This is a genomic window from Pedococcus sp. P2_A3 (genome assembly GCF_056405035.1).
In genome coordinates, this window is record NZ_JBFUCW010000023.1 from 39,323 (window position 1) to 58,570 (window position 19,248).

The window sequence follows — 19,248 nt, forward strand, 5'->3', positions numbered from 1 at the left end:
TCGGGCGCGAAGCAGCCGTCGGAGCGGGCCGGAGTCGGCTCGGCGCACCCACGCGCAGCCGGAACACATCGAGATTTTCGCCCCGCCAGAAACGGCAACGGCAAACCCGATCCCAACACTGTGGTCGTTCCCCATCAATGAAGCCCGTGCCCCGCGACCAACCGTGCCGCCAAGGCCCGTGGCATGGAGCGTGATCGCCTCGCTTGCGCGGAGTCAATGTGTGAGTCACTTCACACCTATGTCACGGAGGTACCCAACGGTAACTATGTCTGTGGGCTATCTAATTTCAGATAGTCACGATCTGACGCTTTCGAGCCGAGCCCTGATGTAGCAGCGGAAAGTTGTACAACGACGTCCGGTTGCCGCGGGTGATGTGAAGTCCGTCGGGGATCGTCGGTTGTGAATGCGCTTGGCTCGCATCTTCGCGGACGGATCGCCAAAGGGCGGAACAGTGCCGTTGTTGTTGACGGCACCTGAGCCGCGACGATGACGTGCGAAGGGGCCGGGTTGGGATGCAGGGATCCCCGCAGCAGTCCTTCGCGTTGATCGCCGATGATGATGCGGACGCCCGCGCGTTGTTGTCCGTGGCCGTGGGCCGGGTTGGCCTTGCATCGGTTCAGGTTGAGGACGGACGACAGGCCGTCGAAATGCTGGCCGACCTGCACCCGAGCGTGGTCCTCCTTGACGTCAAGATGCCAGGTCTGAGTGGGATCGAGGTCTGCTGGTGGATCCGGCGGCAGCGCCACCTCGCGGACGTTCCGGTCATTCTGGTAAGCGCACTCACTTCGCAGTTCGAGATCGATGCGGGCCTGCTGGCCGGTGCCAACCATTACGTGACGAAGCCGTTCACGAGCGCCCACATCACAGCCGTGGTCGCGCACCTCCTCCTTGGGCGCCCCCTGTTGCCGCCCCCGGCCCGCGTGATCATCGCCGACCCAGCAGACTGAGGCGCAAACTGGCTCGGTCAACGACTGGATGAGATCGATGGCGGCGACGTCACAAGACCTCTCGCGCAGACCCCGTGTCGTGACCGGTCCCCGCCGTCTGAACGTTCGGGGTGTGAGACCACTCCGCGGCCCAAACACGGCTGCGCCAGACTCGCGCTCATGACTGCTGAGGCAACCGTCAGTGCCGACATCCTCCGGGTCGCTCGCGAGCGGGTGCTGGAGCGTGGCGAACCCTTGACGTACGGCCAGATCCTCGAGGTGCTGAGGACGCCGGATGACCGGCTCGAGGAGCTGCTGGCACTGGCCCACGAGGTCCGGTTGCAGTTCAACGGTCCGGAGGTCGAGGTGGAGGGCATAGTCTCCATCAAGACTGGCGGTTGTCCGGAGGACTGTCATTTCTGCAGCCAGTCTGGCCAGTTCACCTCGCCCGTGCGTTCGGTGTGGCTCGACATTCCCGAGCTGGTCCGCGCGGCGCGGCAGACCCGGGACACCGGGGCGAGCGAGTTCTGCATCGTCGCCGCGGTGCGTGGTCCCGACGCTCGTCTGATGACGCAGATGCGCGAGGGCGTCGCCGCGATCAAGGCGGAGGTCGACATCCAGGTCGCCGCGTCGCTGGGCATGCTCAGCCAGGACCAGGTCGACGACCTGGTCGACATGGGCGTGCACCGCTACAACCACAACCTCGAAGCCGGGCGCTCGTTCTTCCCCCAGGTCGTGACCACGCACTCGTTCGAGGAACGGTGGGACACCTGCCTGATGGTGAAGGAGTCCGGGATGGAGCTGTGCTGCGGCGGCTTGGTCGGGATGGGCGAGACGCTCGAGCAGCGCGCCGAGCTGGCCGCCCAGCTGGGCGAGCTTGCCCCGCACGAGGTGCCGCTCAACTTCCTCAACCCGCGCCCGGGCACCCCCTTCGGCGACCTGCCGGTCATGGAATCCAAGGACGCCTTGCGCACGATTGCCGCGTTCCGTCTCGCGCTGCCCCGCACGATCCTGCGGTACGCCGGCGGACGCGAGCTCACCCTGGGCGACCTGGGCACCCGTGACGGACTGCTCGGCGGGATCAACGCCGTCATCGTCGGCAACTACCTCACCACGCTTGGCCGGGACCCGAAGGAAGACCTCAGCCTGCTGGCGGACCTCGGGATGCCGATCAAGGCGCTGAGCGAGACGTTCTGAGAGCGGGACGGGTATGCCGGGCGAAGACCAGTGGTGCGGCCGCTGCGGCCAGGCGCGCGGGCAGGGAGACCACTCCGTGTGCGACCGTGCCCTCCCGCTGGAGCCGCCCCGGTTCTGCGGCCAGTGCCGTCGGCGGATGAAGGTGCAGGTCCTGCCGCGGGGCTGGTCCGCCCAGTGCGCGGTCCACGGGGAGACCCGCAGTGATGGCTGACTTCGACCGGTTGATGGCTTTCGATAGGGACCATGTCTGGCACCCGTACTCGTCCGCCGGAACGGCCTCCGCGGCATACCTCGTCGAGTCGGCGTCGGGCGTCCGGCTGTCGCTGCGTATGCCGGACGGCTCAGGACTGGACGCCATCGACGCCATGTCGTCGTGGTGGTGTGCGATCCACGGCTACGCCGTGCCACAGCTAGACGAGGCAGCCCGCGCCCAGCTCTCCCGGATGAGCCACGTGATGTTCGGCGGCCTGACTCATGAGCCTGCGATCAACCTGGCCGAGCAGCTCGTAACGGTCACGCCGGCCGCTCTGCAGCAGGTGTTCTTCGCGGACTCGGGCTCGGTGTCCGTCGAGGTGGCGATGAAGATGGCCCTGCAGTTCCACGTCGGCGCCGGCACCCGTCGCACCCGTTTCTTCACGATCCGCGGCGGGTACCACGGTGACACGTTCTCCCCGATGTCGGTGACCGACCCGGTCGGGGGCATGCACTCGCTCTTCACGGGCCTACTCCCCCAGCATGTGTTCGCGCCCATCCCCCCGGCAGGCATCGACGTACAGGTTGACGATCCGGCCATGGTGTCCTGGGAGCGCGAGACCCGCAGCCTGTTCGCGGAGCACGCGCACGAGGTTGCCGCGGTCATCCTGGAGCCGCTGCTGCAAGGTGCTGGCGGGATGCGGTTTCACAGCCCCCACGTGGTGCAGGTCCTGGCCGAGCTCGCGCGCGAGCATGGTGCGTTGGTGATCTTCGATGAGATCGCCACCGGGTTCGGGCGCTCCGGCACGATGTTCGCGCTGGAGCGGGCCGCGGTCGTCCCGGACATCCTGTGCGTCGGCAAGGCCCTGACCGGCGGCTACCTGTCGCTGGCGGCGGTGTTGTGCACCGACGAGGTGGCCGAGGGCGTGAGCAGCGAACGGGCCGGAGGTGCGCTGATGCACGGTCCGACGTTCATGGCCAACCCGTTGGCCTGCTCGGTCGCACTGGCCAGTCTCACCCTGTTGCAGGACAACGACTTCGCCGCCCAGGTGCGCAACCTGGAGACCGGACTGACGACGGGCCTCAAGCCCGCGCAGGACCTTCACGCCGTGGCCGACGTCCGGGTCCTCGGCGGAGTCGGCGTGATCCAGCTGCGCGAGCCGGCCCGTGTCGCCGAACTCACCGCCACGGCGTTGGAGCGCGGCGTGTGGGTCCGCCCGTTCCGCGACCTCGTCTATGCGATGCCGCCCTATGTCACGACCCCCGAAGACCTGAGCACCATCTGCGACGCCATGGTGCATGCCGTTGCCACGGTTCACGCCTGAGGATGATGCACCCATGAGCATGTTCCTCGACTGGCTGGCCGACCGGGCTCTCGACCGCGACCGCATGGGACTTCGTCGCGAGGTCAGGCCGTTCAAGTCCGGTGAGATTCTGGATCTGGCGGGGAACGACTACCTAGGACTGCGCCGCCACCCGGCCGTGATCGCTGGCGCCGTCGCGGCCGCCGAGACCTACGGCGGCGGGGCTGGGGCATCCCGGCTCGTCACCGGCACTCTCGAGATCCACGAGGAGCTGGAGCGCGCCCTGTGCCTCCTCACCGGCGCCCCCTCGGCCCTCGTGCTGTCGACGGGGTACCACGCCAACCTTGCGGTCCTCACCTCGTTGGCCGCCCCCGACACCCTCATCGTCTCCGACTCCCACGCGCACGCGTCCCTCATCGACGGTGCCCGCCTGAGCCAAGGCGCCGTGGCCGTCAGCCGCCACAACGACCTCGGCCACGTCAGGGAACTGCTCGCCGGACGCACGCAGCCGCGGGCGATCGTCGTGGTGGAGTCGGTGTACTCGGTCCTCGGCGACGCGGCGCCGTTGAGGGAGCTCTCGGACCTCGCCGAAGAGTTCGACGCGATCCTCCAGGTTGACGACGCCCACGGTCTCGGCGTGGTGGGAGAGCGCGGTGAGGGTGGGCCCGCCAAGGCCGGTATCACCGCGAGCGCCCACGTCGTGGTGACGGTGACGTTGTCGAAATCGCTTGCAGCCCAGGGCGGGGCGGTCCTTGCCCACGAGGCTGTCCGTGAGCACCTGGTCAACACGGCACGCCCGTTCATCTACGACACGGGACTCGCACCGGCGGCCGCGGGCGCTGCCCTCGGCGCCCTCGACGTACTGGCCGCGGTCCCCGGTCTACCAGCCGCGGCGCGACGGAACTCCGCACTGCTCGCCGAGGCCTGTGGGGTCGTCGTCCCCGCTGGGGCGGTCCTCTCGGTGACCATGCCCGGACCCGCCGAGGCACTCGCGGCGGTCGCCCAGGCCGAGCGGGGCGGCATACGCATCGGCTGCTTCCGGCCACCGTCCACTCCGGATGGCAGCTCACGACTGCGGCTGACCGCGCACGCCGACCACGGTCCCGACGTCCTCGACCATGCCCTCGACGTCCTGCGCGAGGTGGTCGCCCATGCCTGAGTCGCCGCCGTCCGAGTCGCTGCCGTCCGAGTCGATCCCGTCGGACCCGATCTCCCTGCCGAAGGTCGTCGTCGTCACGGGCACGAGCACGGGCGTGGGGAAGACCGTGGTGACGGCTGCGCTCGCCGCGATGCTGCGCAGCCGCGGCGCCGAGGTGGCCGTCGTCAAGCCCCTGCAGACCGGCGTGGGGGCCGACGAGGACGGCGACCTCCAGGTCGTGCAGCACCTCCTCGGCGAGGACCCGGGTGTCTCGTACCACGAGTTCATCCGGCTGGACACGCCACTGGCGCCCGACACGGCGGCCCGACTCCAACAGGTGGCCCTGCCCCCTGTCGCAGAGCACGCACGGTCGATCGCCACCCTCGCGCAGGACGTCGACGTGGTGCTCGTGGAAGGCGCGGGTGGCCTCCTCGTCCGCCTCGACAGCCGCGGAGGCACTCTGGCCGACCTGGGAACAGCATTGCGCTACAAGGGAATCAGCACCGGCTACGTGCTCGTAGCCAGTCCCGGCCTCGGAACCCTCAATCACACCGCTCTCACGGCCGAGGCCCTGGCTTCGCGTCAGCTCCCCCTGCTCGGCGTCGTCATCGGGTCACATCCACCTGACCCCGGACTGGCTGAGCGGACCAACCTGGTCGACCTCCCCAGCGTGGCTGGGGCGCCGCTGTTGGGAGTCCTCCCGGAGGGCCTGGGCGCCGTCACGGCGCCCGAGTTCCGGGAGCGCGCTCCGAGGGCACTCAACGTTTCCTAGGTGGAGGAGAGCACGATGACAGACACCGCCGACGCCTACGCGCAGACCCGTCGCAGCCTCCACGCACTGGCGGAGCTGGTCGTCGCCGGTCCACGGTTCCGCGAGACCGGCGAGCTGCGGTTGCGGGTGCGGCAGGAGGGCATCGGCACCTGGGAGGACCCGGTCATCGGGCTGGAGGGAGGCGAGCTGGTCACGCCGACCGCACGGATCGCCGTGGACGGACTGACCATCACGGAGGCCGCCAGACGGGTCGGGCTGGAGGCAAGCCCGCTGGAGGACGTGTACCACGACGGCCCACACGTCCCCACGTCGGAGACCGTGCGACTCGACCCGGCTGCCGTGCGCGTGGTCGAGACGGCGTTCCGCCTCGGCGACGACGCCCTGCGGCAGTTCTCACCAGACGCCGAGCGCACGCTATGGCCGGAGCACTTCGACGTCGCCACCACCGTGGACGGCGTCAACTACGGGGTCTCCCCCGGCGATGGGTACCTCCACAGGCCCTACGCCTATGTCGGTCCGCACGACCCGCTGGCCGGAGACTTCTGGAACGCCCCCTTCGGCGCCGCCCGTCTCGTCGAGGAGCTCACCGACGTCGGAGGGATCGCGGCCTTCTTCACCGAAGGCTCTCGCCGCGCAGCCCGCTCGCGACTTTGACCGTCTGAGGCGAGAGGGGCCGTCGTCATCAGCGTGCGCGGTCCCCCTGGACCTGGCCCGGGGACGCCTCAGCTGCCCCAGAACTCGCGCAGCACAGGGACAGTCGCCTTGCCACGCACCATGTGCGTCTGCCCGGGCAGCTCCTTGAGCGTTCCGTTCGGCAGGGTGGCCGCCAGGGCGGTCTGAGCGTTCTTCATGTACAGGGGGCTCTTGCCGCCCACGATCACCAGGGCGGGGACCGTGACCCCCGACAGGTAGCCGACCGGCAGCGGCTCGCCCTGCTGGTGCTCCAGCACGAGCGCGTAGTCGTGGGGCAGGGTGTGCGCGACGCCGCAGAGCTTCTTCCAGACTGGCAGCACCCTCATCATCGTCCTTGCCGGGGCGGGCACGCCGACCGTGCGCATGAACAGCTTCACCGCGTCGCTCTGTCGTCCCTCGTCGACGAGTTGCTGGGTCCGGACGCCGAGGTCGGCATCGTTGGGGGCGTGCGTGGCGTCGACGATGAAGGGGGGTTCGTACAGGGCGACCTTCCGCATCGAGGCGCCGGCACGCAGCGCCTCCAGCACCAGCACGGCGCCTGACGAGGCCCCGATGACGAAGGCCTCGGGACCCGCGACCCCGAGCACGGCCACCAGGTCCTCGACCTCACGCTGCACGGCGGACGGCGAGGAGCCCGGGCCGCTCTCGCCACGGCCGCGTCGGTCGTAGGCGAAGACCGCGTAGTGCTCGGACAACAGCGGCGTCAGCGCCTTCGCCGTGCCCATCGTTCGCTGGCACAAAGCACCCTCGACCACGACGACGGCGGGTCCGGTCCCGGTCACGTCGTAGGCGATCGGGGTCCCGTCGGCCGACTCGACGAACCGGGTGCTGCTCGTGGCGGTCAGGGTGGTCATGATCTCTCCTCGGTCGGGGACTCTCACCATGCGTCGAACGGGTCAGCCGGATTTCGACACGCGCGCCAGGTTCTCGTCGGCTCGCCGCCGAAGGACCGCACGCTCAGCCTCGTTGCGGGTACGGGCGACCGCCGCACTGAAGGCGTCTGCCGCCTCAGTGTGCCGGCCGGCCCGCTCGAGGAGGTCGCCACGCACACTGGGTAGGAGCGGGGAGTCAGCCAGCGCGTCGGCTCCCACGTCCGCCAGCACGGCGAGCCCGGCTGCCGGTCCGAACGCCCGGCCGTGCGCGACCGCACGGTTGACCTCGACGACCGCTCCCGGTGCTGCTTGGGCGAGGATGTCGTAGAGCCTCGCGATCCGGTGCCAGTCGGTGTCCTCGGCTCGTTTGGCGCGGGCGTGCTCGGCAGCGATCGACGCCTGGAGGAAGTACTTCCCCACCGGCTTTCCGCGGGCGGCGAGGCCCTGGGCCTGGTGGAGTGCGGCCTGCCCGCGTCGGATCAGCAGCTGGTCCCAGCGAGCCCGGTCCTGCGCCTCCAGGAGCACCGGCGCACCGTGTGGGTCCAGTCGCGCGCCCATCCGCGAGCCCTGGATCTCCAGGAGGGCCTGGAGCCCGAGCACTTCGGGCTCGGTGGGCGCGAGAGCGGCCAGCATGCGGGCCAGCCTGACTCCCTCGTTCGCCAGGTCGGGCCGCATCCACTGCTCACCGGCCGCGGCGGCATACCCCTCGTTGAAGATCAGGTAGATCACCGCCATCACGTCGTCGAGGCGCTGGTCACGGTCCCGGCCGGTCGGCAGGTCGAATTCCGCCCGCACCTCGGACAGGGTCTTCTTGGCCCGGGAGATCCGCTGGCCCATGGCCGACTCGGCGGCCAGGAAGCCCCGTGCGATCTCGCTGGTGGTCAGGCCCCCCACGAGGCGGAGCGTGAGCGCTGCCCTCGACTCCGGGGTCAGGGAGGGATGGCACGACAGGAAGATGAGGCGCAGGACGTCATCCTCGATGTGGTCGACCTGTGACTCGAGGTCGGGCATCTGCTCCTCCTGTCCCTGCCTCTGGGCGTGCCCGAGCTCCTCGGTCTTGCGCCGAAGGTTGTCGGCACGACGGAAGTGGTCGATCCCCCGGCGCTTGGCGGTGGTCATCAGCCACGCGGCGGGGTTGTCCGGCAAGCCCGCCGTGGGCCACTGCTCGAGCGCGGCAACGAGCGCGTCCTGGGCCAGGTCCTCGGCCAGCTCGACATCGCGGGTCATCCGGGTCAGGGCGCCGACGAGTCGGGCTGACTCGGCTCGCCATGCAGTGACGATCGCCTCGGCGGTCGCGGACTCGGCTGGCACGTGGTGAGCCTACGAGACCGGCGCCGTCCGCAGGGCGGCGCCGGTCTCGGCAGGCTCATGGTCCGGCATGGTCAGGCGTCGGCAGCCTCCGGGGGTGCCTCCGAGATCTGGCGCAGGGTGGCGACCATCGAGCACTCGGGCCAGTACTTCGCGTGCAGGTCGGCGAACTCCTGCTGTCCGGCGATGGCGTCCTCCAAGGTGTCGAACTGCATGATGGCGAACCCGCCGACGACCTCCTTGGCCTCCGCGTACGGGCCGTCCACGCGCGTGGTCTCGCCCTGACGAACCACGAAGTTCACGGCGTCCTCGGTGCCGTATAGGCCGCCGCCGTCGAGGAAGACGCCCTTGGCGGCCTGCTCGCCGATGTAGGTGTCCATCGCATCCATCAGCGCCTGCGGCGGCGCGCCGGATCCTTCTTCCATCTTCACGAATCCCATGAAACGGGGCATGTCGTTCAGTCCTTCCGATTGGGGGGTTGGCGCTCTGTCGCACGTACGTCGAACAACGGGCAAGCTCTTCGACATCGACTCCCGACGTTGTCACAGAAAGTGGGAGCCTGCGGGTCGGCAGGCTCCTCGTTCGGAAGGACGCGCGCAACCCCGACAGCGCTCGTGTCGTCGACAGATCGCTCGTGTCGTCTGCGAGATGCTGTGGTCACCAGGACACGCCGGTGTCACACCGAGCTCGCGAGGATGCGATGGCCGACGCGGCCCACACCTACACGCAGACCCGCCGATGCCTGAACGGCCTGGCCGAGCCGGAGCTCGCCGGCCCACGGTTCCGCGAGACCGGCGACCTGCGGCTGCGGGTGCGCCCTGATGGGAGACTTCTGGAACGCCCCCTTCGGCGCCGCCCGCCTCGTCGAGGAGCTCACCGACGTCGCGGGCGTCACCGACCTCGCGGGGGTCACCGCCTTCTCTAGGGAAGGCGCCGCGCTCGCCGCCCGACCGCGCGGATGAACAGCCGACTGTGTGGCGCGGTGACCGCAGCAGCCCAGGTGGTCACGCAGCACGCGAGATCACGTCGAGGACGCGGGCGCGGCGACCAGCAGGACGCGTCGGTGGATGGCCGAGGCGACTTGCCCCCTTTCCGCCCGCGTGACAGGGCCGTTATGCGAGACCCATTTGGCTGCCGGGGCCGGCAGCCCTCAGGCGTGCAGGGTTCCCTGGGGCAGGTCAGCCTGCGGGGTCAGGACGAACTGCTCGTGGGGGAAGTACTTCTGCAGCCTGACGTCAGCGGCCCGAGCGTGACCCTCCATCCCCTCGACGCGTGAGATCCGGGCGACGACCTGGCCGATGTCCCGGCTTGCTTCGCGGGTCATGTTCTCGAAGGTCAGCGTCTTGATGAACTTGCCCACCCACAAGCCACCCGTGTACTTGGCGGCCTCCTTGGTGGGCAGGATGTGGTTCGGGCCAGCGGACTTGTCGCCGTAGGAGACCGCGGTCTCCTCGCCGAGGAAGAGGGTGCCGTAGTTGCGTAGGGAGTCGTGCCACCAGTCCAGGTCCGCAGCGTGCACCTCGACGTGCTCGGAGGCGATCTCGTCGGAGACCTGTGCGGCTTCCTCCCGGTTGTCGCACAGGATGACCTCGCCGCAGTCCCGCCAGGCGGTGGCTGCTGCGGTAGCGGTCGGCAGCGGGTCGATCGCCGCGGGCATCAACTCAAGGACCGCCTCAGCCACACGACGAGAGGTGGTGACGAGAACGGTCGGCGAGTCGGGGCCGTGCTCGGCCTGGCTCGCGAGGTCCACTGCCACCAGCCACGGATCGGCGGTGTCGTCCGCGATGATCAGGGCCTCGGTCGGGCCGGCGAAGACATCGATGCCGACTCGGCCGAACAGGAGACGCTTGGCCTCTGCGACGAAGCGGTTCCCGGGCCCGGCGAGCACGTCGGCCGGCTTTCCGGTGTACAGCCCGAACGCCATTGCCGCGATGGCCTGGACGCCGCCGAGCGCGAGGATCACATCGGCACCTGCGTGGGCCATGGCGTACAGGGAGGCCGGGTGGATCCCACCCTCGCCGCGCGGCGGGGAGCAGGCGACGACGAACGGCACGCCTGCCGCCTTGGCCGTGCCGATGCTCATGGCGGCCGAGGCAGCGTGCGAGTAGCGGCCACCTGGCACGTAGCACCCAGCAACGCCGACGGGGATGTGTCGGTGTCCTGCGACCAGGCCCGGGCTGAGCTCGAGCTCCAGGTCGTGGAGGGTGCCCCGCTGAGCGAGCGCGAAGCCGCGGACCTGCGACAGGGCGAAGTCGATGTCCTCGCGAGTCTGTTCCGACAGCTGGCGTCCCGCCAGCTCGATCTGCTCGGCGCTGACGACAAAGGACTCCGGCGACCACCCGTCGAGCTGCTGGGAGTACCTGGCCACGACGTCCTCGCCGCCCGCCTCGATCTCCTTGAGCATGCCCGCGACGAGCGCGGTGGTCTCCTCGTCCTCGCTGACGGCCTTGGGGCTCGCCTTCTTCAGGTACGTGATGGTCATGATGTGCTCCCGAGTTCGTCAGAGGGTAGGGGGTTGAGGGCCTGCGGCTCGGCCGCACGGGTCAGGGCGTACGCGATGATCGCGACGATGTCGTCACACCGATCCAGGGGGAGCGCGACGGGGATCCGGATGTCCAGCAGGGTCGACAGCACGTGGTCGGTTCCCGTCAGGTCGGCCGACCGCGCGTATCGCCACGAGCGATAGGTGCTCGTGAAGCCGAGGGGCTGCGGCGCACCGAACCACTTGACATGGACGCCGAGCTCATCCGTCGTCGCGCAGAAACGTGAGATCTGTTCTGGCGTCAGCTGTTCGGCGAAGAACTGGAGGGAGCTGCCGACGAACTCCTCCTCTGGAGGGCGTCGAGTGAGGCGCAGCCCCGGCAGTCGTGACAGGCCCTCACTCAGGCGGTCGTACCTGGCATTCCACTGCTCGATGCGCGCCGGCAGCGTGCGCAGCTGGGGCCGCAACACGGCTGCGGCGAGGCTGGTGAGCCGCATGCTGTGGTTGGGCTCGAGCGGAGCCAAGGCGTCGAAGCGGTCCAGCTCTGGCCGGCTCGTGTGCTGTCCGAAGAGCATGTAGCTCCCGGACGCGAGGATGGCCCGTGCAGCGGTGTCGGCATCATCGGTGACGAGCACCCCCCCTTCACCGGAGTTCAGGTGCTTGTAGGTCTGGGTGCTGAAGCAGGCGACGTCACCGAAGGTTCCGGTCGGCTGCCCATCCCAACGCGCGCCCAAGGAGTGTGCGCAGTCCTCCACCAGGCGCAGGCCGTATTCGCGGCAGATGCGCGAGACGGCCTCGAGATCAGCCACGTGACCGCGCATGTGGGAGAGGAGCAGGACGCTGCCCGGGTGCGCCTCGGCCTGACGCCGAAGGTCGGCGAGATCGATGGTCAGGTCAGGGGTGGTCTCTACGAGGACCGCCTTGGCACCGACGTGCTGGATCGCACCCGGCACCGGCGCCAAGGTCCAGCTGTTGAGCAGCACCGGGTCCCCGACCCGAACTCCCAGGCAGTGCAGGGCGAGGTACAGCGCCGCGCCGCAGGAGTTGACTCCCAACGCATAACGCCTTCCCACGAAGTGGGCGAACTCGCTCTCCCACAGGGCCGCCTCCGACTCGGATCCGCTGACTTCGCCATAACGGAACAGCTGACCGCTGCGGAGCAGCTCACTGGCCCGGGCGACGCCCTCTTCCGGGATGGGGTCAGGAGTCGCGAGGTCGACGTCCAGACGAGCAGGACGGTGGCCCGGCGGGTGGTCTGCTCTAAAGCTCTCGCTCACTGCGTGTGGCCCGTCTGGGTGCCGAGGTCGGACAGCTTGGTGCCCGGAGCAAGGACAGGCAGGTTGATGTCGACGCACTCCGGGTACTTGATGCCGGCGCCAGTGTTGAGCACCACCACACGGTCCGTCGGCGCGATCCACCCTTCGTCAGCGAGCTGCCGGGTCGCGACCAGCGCGGCGGCGCCCTCGGGGCAGATGAACAGTCCCTCCTTCTCGCCCAGGGAGCGCAGCTCGGTCAGCACGTCCTCATCGGCGACGGCGACGGCTCGGCCCTTGGACGTGTAGAGGACGTCGAGGACGATGAAGTCGCCCAACGCCTTAGGCACGTTGATCCCGAAGGCGAGGGTCTCGGAGTTGGGCCAGAAGGTGCTTTCAGGTGCGTTCTGGTCGAAGGCCGCGACGATCGGGGCGCAGCCGGTCGACTGCACGGCCACGAAACGGGGCATGGCGCCCTCGACCCACCCGAGTTCGAGGAGCTCCGTGATGGCCTTGTGGATCCCGATGAGGCCGACCCCGCCGCCGGTGGGGTACACGACCACGTCGGGCAACGTCCAGCCGAGCTGTTCGACGATCTCCAAGCCCATCGTCTTCTTGCCCTCGATGCGGTACGGCTCCTTGAGCGTGGCCACGTCCACCCAGTCTCCGTCAGCCACTGCGGCCGCGACCATCGCGCCGGCGTCGCTGATCACCCCGTCGACCAGGTGTACCTGTGCGCCGGCGTTGAGGCACTCCGCCCGGGTGATGTGGGGGGCATCCTCGGGCATGACGATCAGCGCCTCGATCCCTGCCCGTGCGCTGTAGGACGCCCAAGCGGCGCCGGCATTGCCGTTGGTCGGCATCGCGATCTTGGTGATGCCGAGCTCGCGGGCTCGAGAGACGCCCACCGCCGCGCCCCGCGCCTTGAAGGTGCTCGTCGGCGTGGCGCTCTCGTCCTTGATCCAGAGCTCGTCGAGCCCGAGGTCCGCGGCGTAGCGATCCATCCGCAGCAGCGGCGTGACGACCTCACCCAGGTGCAGCTCCTCCTTGGCGCCCGAGGACGGCAGCAGCTCGTGGTAGCGCCACAGCTCCCAGGCTCGGTCGGCCAGATCGTCACGACTCACCTGCGACTTCAGTGCGGGCAGGTCGTAGCGCACCAGGAGCGGGGAGGAGCACTCAGTGCACAGACCCTGAGCGACGGTGGCATCGTGCCGTCGGCCGCAGCGGGCGCACTCCAGGTGGGACAGGTAGCTGTATGGCGTCATGGGAGTTCCTCGACTGTCGTGGTCAGGTGGTGGGGGCGGCCGTGGCGCCGTGGATGGCATCACGGACCTCATCGGTCAGGGACACGAACGCCGGCAGGGCCCGGATGTCAGACGGGTCGATGGGCTGACCCGGCTCGGAGAACAYGGCCGGCCGGTCCAGGACGATGCGTCCAGGGCGCGGGCTCATCACCATCACCCTGGAGCCGAGGAAGACGGCCTCGTCGACGCTGTGCGTGATGAAGACGATCGTCTTGCCGGTGGCACGCCAGATCTCGAGGAGCTCGTTCTGGAGTCGCTCCCGGGTGAGTGCGTCGAGGGCCCCGAACGGCTCATCCATGAGGATGATGTGGGGATCGTTGGTGAGGACTCGGGCGATCTGGCACCTCTGCTGCATGCCGCCGGAGAGCTCGTACGGGCGACGCGACGCGAAGTCGGTCAGGCCCACCAGGGCGAGGTACTTCTCTGCGTCCGCCCGACGCTGCTCGCCATCCACACCGCGCAGCTTGGGTCCTAGCTCGACGTTCTCGCGAACGGTGAGCCACGGAAACAGGGTGGGCTGCTGGAACACCACACCCCGGTCCGCGCCCGGCTTGGTGACGGGCTTCCCGTCGACGGTGATGGAGCCCTCGGCTGGCGACATGAAGCCTGCCATGAGGCGCAGCAGGGTGGTCTTGCCGCAGCCCGAAGGACCGGCGAGACAGAGGAACTCCCCAGAGCCGATCCGAAAGTCGATGTCGGCCAGCGCGTGGACCGTGTCACCCTTGCTGACGTAGTAATGGCTGAGCTGGTTCACCGACACGGTGCGGTCGTTACTCACGGCCCCTACCCCTTCGCGGAAGCAGCAGGACCGGGGTCGACTGCGTCGAGGTAGGACTGCTCCGGACTGACGCCCTTGACCGAGCCCTGGCTGAGCAGGAACTTGGCGGTCACGGACAGGTCCTTGCCCAGCTTGCCGTCGAGCCACTTGTTGCTTGCCTGCTCACTCGCCGGCAGGTACAGGTAGCCGCTCAGCTGGTCACCGACCTCTTTGGGGGAGACCCCCATCTGGATGGCGATGGCCTCTGAGGCCTTGCTTGGCTCCTTGAGGATCTGGCCCACGGCATAGTCCTCAGCCTTGGCCCACTGCTTCATGAAGGCCGGGTTCTTGGAGACGAAGTCGGCGGTGGCAGCCGACAGGTCGTACGTCGGCTTCCCGGCCTTGGCGGTGTCAGCGCTGGAGTAGATGCGCTTTCCGGTCTTCTCAAGCTGGCTGAGCACGGGATTCCACACCCATGCGGCGTCGATCTGCTTGCCGCTCCAGGCTGCCAGCATCGCGTCGGGTGCCAGGTTGACCAGCTTCACGTCCTGTCCGGGCTTCAGCCCGGCGCCGTCCAAGGCCTGCAGGAGCGAGAAGTGGGAGGTCGAGCTGAACGGGACGGCGACCGTCTTGCCCTTGAGGCCGGCGAGGCTGGTGATGGACGGGTCGCGAGCGACCAGCGACTCGGCGTCGCCGATGACCTCCTGGATCCAGACCACCTTGATGGGCATCTGCAAGGGTTGGGACAGGGCGATGGTCGTCGGTGAGGACCCGAGCATGCCGATGTCGATGCTCTTGGCCCCGAAGGCCTGGATGACGTCGGCGCCGGAGGAGAACTGAGCCCAGGTGATCTTCGCGTTGGGCATGCAGGTCTCGAGCAGCTTCATGTCCTTGACCACCAGGTCGCCGGTCGGGCTGGCCTGCCAACCCAGCTTCACCGGGACCTTGACCGAGGTGTCCGGCGTCCATGGGCAGGCACTCTTCGGGGCGCCGACTGCAGAGGAGTCCCGCCCTCCTTGTACGCAACCGCTGAGCGAGAAGGCCACAACGATGGCGGCGCCTGTGGCAGCCGTACGGACACGCGACGAACTGTTCATGGTGGATCTCCATCTGGGAGGTGAGGGCAAAGAGAGCGGTGTTCCAAGCGGTCAGTCAGGCCTTGCCGCGCCACGGCACAAGGGTTTTTTCGATGAACTTCAGGACGCCGTCGAGCACGACTGCGGCGATGCCGATGACGATGATGCAGGCGACCGTCAGGGGGGTGTTGAGCTCGGTTCCCGACAGGTAGGCGAGGCCACCGATGCCCGGGATGCCGTTGTTCAGCTCCGCGGCGACCACGCAGGTCCATGCGAAACCCGTGGCGACTCGGATTCCTGTCATGACCTCCGGAAGAGTGGACGGCACCATGACGTGGACGATCGACTGCGTCTTCGAGGCACCCAGGCTCAAGACGGCGTTGATCTGGTCTTCCCGGACCCCACGGACCCCACTGATGGTGGCCATCGCGATGGGTGGGAAGGCCGCCAGGAACAGCAGCCAGATCTTGGACGTGTCGCCGATCCCGAACCACACGATCAGAAGACCGATGTACCCCAGGGGAGGTAGTGACCGCAGGAAGTGCAGGTACGGCTCGACGACCACGCCGATCCACCGGACGGTGGACATCAGCAGACCCACCGGGATTCCGACGATGATCGCGGCCCCGACACCGACGCCGATGCGCTGCAGGCTTGCCACCAGGTGTTCCCACAGGTAGTAGTTCTGCTCCCCCCGCACGACCCGGTCGACGCCCTCGGCAATGGGGTGATCGGTATTCGCTCTGACAAATGCAGACCAGACGGCCGAAGGCGGCGGGAGGTAGAGCGGCTTGACGAGCTCCAGGGCGGTGATCGCGAACCACAGCCCGAGGAACAGCACGAGGGTGAACAGCCTCATCCCCCACCGTCGCGAGGCTGGTGAGAGACCGGACCACGGTCGCACCCCGGGCGCCGGCGTCCGACTGCCCTCCGTGGGCTGACTGCGTGAGAGCTCAGAGGTCGCGGACATGCGATTCAACGCTTTCGTTGGAGGTGGTAGGAGCCGTCCAGTGCGAGAGGCCCACATCGGACAGGAGCTTTCGCATCCGGTGGTCGAGCTCGGGATCGCCCGCCGTGGCAGCCGCGAGGTTCGCCACGACGGAGGCGAGGTGCTCAAGGCATCCAGCCCGCGCCCCCGCAGGATCACCGTCATGGATCGCCTTGTACACAGCCTCGTGGTGGTCGGTCCACCGGTGCGGGAGATCAACAGACGCCCATGCTTGGGTGCGCGCTGTGGTGAGCATCGGGTCGAGCGACATCTCGACCAGACGGGTCGCGGCGTCGCGAAGCACGGTGTTGCGGCAGGCGGCAAGCAGCGAGCGGTGCACCAGGATGTCCGTCGATGCGTGCAGCCCAGGCTCGTCCACAGCCGCATGCATGCCGTCGATGAGCCGGCGAGCACTCTTCAAGGCGGCCCGGTCCGGGTCCTCCGCGGCCGAAGCCAGCGCGTAGGGCTCCAGCACGAGCCGGGTCTCGAGCAGGTCCACCGCCTCACGCAGGCTCTGGAGTGGCAGCCGGTGCTCCTCGGAGGTGGCTGCCATGTCGGCGTTCACGACGACGGTGCCGAACCCGCGGCGTGACTCCACGTGCCCTGCGAACTGAAGGGCCGCAAGGGCCTCGCGCACGGATGGGCGGCTCACGCCGAAGTCCCGCGCCAGGTCGGCCTCAGTGGGAAGGCGGCTGCCCACTGGCAGCTCGCCGGCCTTGATCCGGGACAGGATCTGCTCGGCAATCGAGGCACTGACCTGAGGGGCGCGCGCCACCGGCCCGAAGGAAGAGCTCCCTGGATTCGCCATACGCCGATCATGGGGGTTGTTTGGTTGCCTGTCAACCTTACAGACAGGCAACCCGCGTAAGACGTCACAGCGATCCAGTCGCGACTTGAAGGCCAAGGCTGGTGAGGCTCACCGCGACCCAGAGGGCTCCCCCGAGCAGCAAGGGCCGAGGTCCGGCGGCCCGCATCTCGACGGGGCGGATCGTCAGTCCGATGCCCGAAAGGGCGACCGTGATCAGGAAGGTGCCGAGAGTCGACAAGGCGGGGTGCCAGCCTTTCGGGACCCAGCCGATGGTGTTCAGAGCGGCAGCGGCGACGAAGCCGATCAGGAACAGCGGCACGAGGCGGCTCCATGGCAATGACCCGGTCCGCCAGCGTCGACCACCAGTCAACCGCTCGCCGACCTTCCGCTGACCCCTCTGCTCCCGACGGGAGACGAGAAGCGCGAGTGTCATGACGATCGGAATGATCATCAGGGAGCGGGTGAGCTTCACCACCACCGCAGTGGGACCTGCATCGTCACCGAAGCTCACGGCCGAGGCAACCACGGACGACATGTCGTTCACCGCGGTCCCGCTCCACAGCCCGAACGAGGCTCCAGTCATGCCGAGCAGGTGTCCGATCGGCGGAAACAGCAACACTGCTGCGATGTTGAAGAGGAAGATCGTCCCGATCGCGTAGCCCACATCCGCCTGCTTGGGCTTGAGCACCGCCGTCGCTGCGGCTATCGCCGAGGCTCCGCAGATGCCCGTACCGATACCGATGAGGGTGCGCGTGTCACGAGCGACGCCGAGCCACCCACCGACGATCCGCGCACCCACCAGGGACACCACGAGGGAGCCCACCATCACGGGCAGCGACCGGACGCCGACGTGCAGCACCATGGACAGGGACAGTCCGGTGCCCAGCACCACGATCGAGCACTGCAGGACTGGTCGCGCGGCGAAGGCCACCCCTGGCGACCACCGAGCACCGCGCAGTGAGGGAACCACTGCGGCGACGCCGATTCCCAGGAGTATGCCGATGACCGGGCCTCCGATGGTGGGGGCCAGCAGACCGAGCACCGTGGCGACCGCTGCGACAACGACCGTGAGTCCCAGACCCGGCAGGACACCCACGACCCTGTGGGCCGGGCGGGTCGGCGGACCTGCATGAATCGTGGGGACCGACGGCTCCGTTGTCATGGTCCAAGGCTCGCCGTGCATGACGCACGTGGGTAGCCCACGATCGCCATAGCGATATATCCTCCGGATATGCGCTCGTGGCCGGACCTGACCGCACTGGAGTTGTTGGTCGCGATCGCCGACCATGGCAGCCTCAGCGCCGCTGCCCGTGCCGTACGGGTGGCGCAACCCAACGCCAGCAGGTCGATCGCACGACTCGAACGACATTTCGAGCTGCCGTTGGTGCACCGGGCCACCACCGGCGCGACGTTGACGCCCGCGGGCTTGCTCGTCGTTCAGTGGGCGCGGGAGGTCTTGGTGGCTGCGAGCACGTTGGCGGACGGCGCAGTGGGCCTGCGCCAGCAAGGGGGGGCCACGATCACGGTCGCGGCCAGCCAGACCGTGGCCGAGCACCTCCTTCCCCTGTGGCTCTCCACCCTGCGCCAGAACCAGCGGGACGCCTCGGTCGTGGTGCACGTGCACAACACCGCGGAGGTCATTGAAGACGTCCTCCATGGGCGATGCGCGGTCGGCTTCACCGAGTCCCCTGCCACTCCCCGCGGGGTCCATCACCTCCAAGTGGGTGCAGACGAGCTCGTCCTCGTGGTCGCGCGCAGTCATCCTTGGGCCCGGCGACGCCGGCCGGTCAGCGCAGAAGAACTCGCCAGCACAGCGCTGGTCACGCGCGAACGTGGCTCCGGAACGCGCACGGCCCTCGACGAGGCGCTGTCCCCGGCGGGCCCGATAGTGCCAGTGCTGGAGATGCCCAGCAATGCCGCGGTGCGTGTCAGTGTTGCCGCTGGCACCGCACCCGCGGTGTTGAGTCGGCTCGCCGTGGCAGAGTCGGTTGCGGCAGGGACGATGCGAATCGTGCCCTTGGCGGATCTCGACCTACATCGACCCCTGCGTGCGATCTGGGCCGGGCCGCGTCGCTTGGACGGCGTCGCTGCCGACCTCGTCGCCATCGCCGGACGCAGCTTCCGGGATGCTCAGAGAAGCCCGGAGACCGGGCCGCGTCGCTGAGCGCGCTAACGCGC

Annotated in this window: 20 protein-coding genes; 9 read left to right on the plus strand and 11 right to left on the minus strand. The window is 68.6% G+C overall.

Annotated features, from left to right (window positions below):
• Positions 1–512: 512 nt before the first annotated feature.
• From AC1DX8_RS17155 to AC1DX8_RS17185, 7 genes are all read left to right on the plus strand, one after another.
• The gene (locus tag AC1DX8_RS17155; RefSeq protein ID WP_477631155.1) at positions 513–947 is read left to right on the plus strand and encodes a response regulator; all 435 of its coding nucleotides are present in this window, start codon (positions 513–515) and stop codon (positions 945–947) included.
• A gap of 159 nt (positions 948–1,106) precedes the next feature.
• Entirely contained in the window at positions 1,107–2,123 is a 1,017-nt protein-coding gene (gene bioB / locus AC1DX8_RS17160; protein WP_477631156.1) for a biotin synthase BioB, read from the plus strand.
• 13 nt (positions 2,124–2,136) lie between these two features.
• Complete coding sequence (gene bsaP / locus AC1DX8_RS17165) at positions 2,137–2,334, plus strand: biotin synthase auxiliary protein BsaP (protein WP_477631157.1); 198 nt, start codon at positions 2,137–2,139, stop codon at positions 2,332–2,334.
• Positions 2,327–3,640, plus strand: a complete 1,314-nt coding sequence (locus AC1DX8_RS17170; RefSeq protein WP_477631158.1) for an adenosylmethionine--8-amino-7-oxononanoate transaminase — start codon at positions 2,327–2,329, stop codon at positions 3,638–3,640. The genes bsaP and AC1DX8_RS17170 overlap by 8 nt, the downstream gene beginning before the upstream one ends.
• 13 nt (positions 3,641–3,653) lie before the next feature.
• Positions 3,654–4,778 carry an 8-amino-7-oxononanoate synthase gene (locus AC1DX8_RS17175; RefSeq protein ID WP_477631159.1) on the plus strand — a complete coding sequence of 375 codons (1,125 nt, stop codon included), beginning with the start codon at positions 3,654–3,656 and terminating at the stop codon, positions 4,776–4,778.
• On the plus strand, positions 4,771–5,529 hold the full coding sequence (gene bioD, locus AC1DX8_RS17180; RefSeq protein WP_477631160.1) for a dethiobiotin synthase: 759 nt from the start codon (positions 4,771–4,773) through the stop codon (positions 5,527–5,529). The genes AC1DX8_RS17175 and bioD overlap by 8 nt, the downstream gene beginning before the upstream one ends.
• Positions 5,530–5,544: 15 nt before the next feature.
• Complete coding sequence (locus tag AC1DX8_RS17185) at positions 5,545–6,183, plus strand: hypothetical protein (RefSeq protein ID WP_477631161.1); 639 nt, start codon at positions 5,545–5,547, stop codon at positions 6,181–6,183.
• 68 nt (positions 6,184–6,251) lie between these two features.
• Here AC1DX8_RS17185 and AC1DX8_RS17190 read toward each other — a convergent pair whose 3' ends face one another.
• The 3 genes from AC1DX8_RS17190 to AC1DX8_RS17200 form a co-directional block, all read right to left on the minus strand.
• Positions 6,252–7,076, minus strand: a complete 825-nt coding sequence (locus tag AC1DX8_RS17190) for an alpha/beta fold hydrolase (RefSeq protein ID WP_477631162.1) — start codon at positions 7,074–7,076, stop codon at positions 6,252–6,254.
• Between the two features lie 42 nt (positions 7,077–7,118).
• Positions 7,119–8,405: an RNA polymerase sigma factor gene (locus AC1DX8_RS17195; protein WP_477631163.1), complete on the minus strand. Its 1,287-nt coding sequence runs from the start codon at positions 8,403–8,405 to the stop codon at positions 7,119–7,121.
• A gap of 71 nt (positions 8,406–8,476) precedes the next feature.
• Entirely contained in the window at positions 8,477–8,854 is a 378-nt protein-coding gene (locus AC1DX8_RS17200) for a YciI family protein (RefSeq protein WP_477631164.1), read from the minus strand.
• 369 nt (positions 8,855–9,223) lie between these two features.
• Here AC1DX8_RS17200 and AC1DX8_RS17205 point away from each other — a divergent pair, with 369 nt between their 5' ends.
• Entirely contained in the window at positions 9,224–9,364 is a 141-nt protein-coding gene (locus AC1DX8_RS17205; RefSeq protein WP_477631165.1) for a hypothetical protein, read from the plus strand.
• 188 nt (positions 9,365–9,552) lie between these two features.
• Here AC1DX8_RS17205 and hisD read toward each other — a convergent pair whose 3' ends face one another.
• From hisD to AC1DX8_RS17245, 8 genes are all read right to left on the minus strand, one after another.
• The gene (gene hisD / locus AC1DX8_RS17210; protein ID WP_477631166.1) at positions 9,553–10,884 is read right to left on the minus strand and encodes a histidinol dehydrogenase; all 1,332 of its coding nucleotides are present in this window, start codon (positions 10,882–10,884) and stop codon (positions 9,553–9,555) included.
• Positions 10,881–12,161 (minus strand): DegT/DnrJ/EryC1/StrS family aminotransferase, encoded by a 1,281-nt coding sequence (locus AC1DX8_RS17215; RefSeq protein WP_477631167.1) that lies wholly within the window; start codon positions 12,159–12,161, stop codon positions 10,881–10,883. Before AC1DX8_RS17215 ends, hisD begins: the two co-directional genes overlap by 4 nt.
• Positions 12,158–13,402, minus strand: coding sequence for a threonine synthase (locus AC1DX8_RS17220; RefSeq protein WP_477631168.1), 1,245 nt, complete (start codon positions 13,400–13,402; stop codon positions 12,158–12,160). The genes AC1DX8_RS17215 and AC1DX8_RS17220 overlap by 4 nt, the downstream gene beginning before the upstream one ends.
• Positions 13,403–13,424: 22 nt before the next feature.
• On the minus strand, positions 13,425–14,219 hold the full coding sequence (locus AC1DX8_RS17225) for an ABC transporter ATP-binding protein (RefSeq protein ID WP_477631169.1): 795 nt from the start codon (positions 14,217–14,219) through the stop codon (positions 13,425–13,427).
• A gap of 5 nt (positions 14,220–14,224) precedes the next feature.
• Entirely contained in the window at positions 14,225–15,136 is a 912-nt protein-coding gene (locus AC1DX8_RS17230) for a taurine ABC transporter substrate-binding protein (protein ID WP_477631170.1), read from the minus strand.
• Positions 15,137–15,350: 214 nt separating this feature from the next.
• On the minus strand, positions 15,351–16,133 hold the full coding sequence (locus AC1DX8_RS17235; protein ID WP_477631171.1) for an ABC transporter permease: 783 nt from the start codon (positions 16,131–16,133) through the stop codon (positions 15,351–15,353).
• Positions 16,134–16,227: 94 nt separating this feature from the next.
• On the minus strand, positions 16,228–17,037 hold the full coding sequence (locus tag AC1DX8_RS17240; RefSeq protein ID WP_477631172.1) for a FadR/GntR family transcriptional regulator: 810 nt from the start codon (positions 17,035–17,037) through the stop codon (positions 16,228–16,230).
• A 97-nt stretch (positions 17,038–17,134) separates the two neighbouring features.
• The gene (locus tag AC1DX8_RS17245; protein ID WP_477631173.1) at positions 17,135–18,232 is read right to left on the minus strand and encodes a YeiH family protein; all 1,098 of its coding nucleotides are present in this window, start codon (positions 18,230–18,232) and stop codon (positions 17,135–17,137) included.
• A 69-nt stretch (positions 18,233–18,301) separates the two neighbouring features.
• Between AC1DX8_RS17245 and AC1DX8_RS17250 the strand changes: the two genes are divergently transcribed.
• Positions 18,302–19,234 carry a LysR family transcriptional regulator gene (locus AC1DX8_RS17250; protein WP_477631174.1) on the plus strand — a complete coding sequence of 311 codons (933 nt, stop codon included), beginning with the start codon at positions 18,302–18,304 and terminating at the stop codon, positions 19,232–19,234.
• The last annotated feature ends 14 nt before the right edge of the window (positions 19,235–19,248 follow it).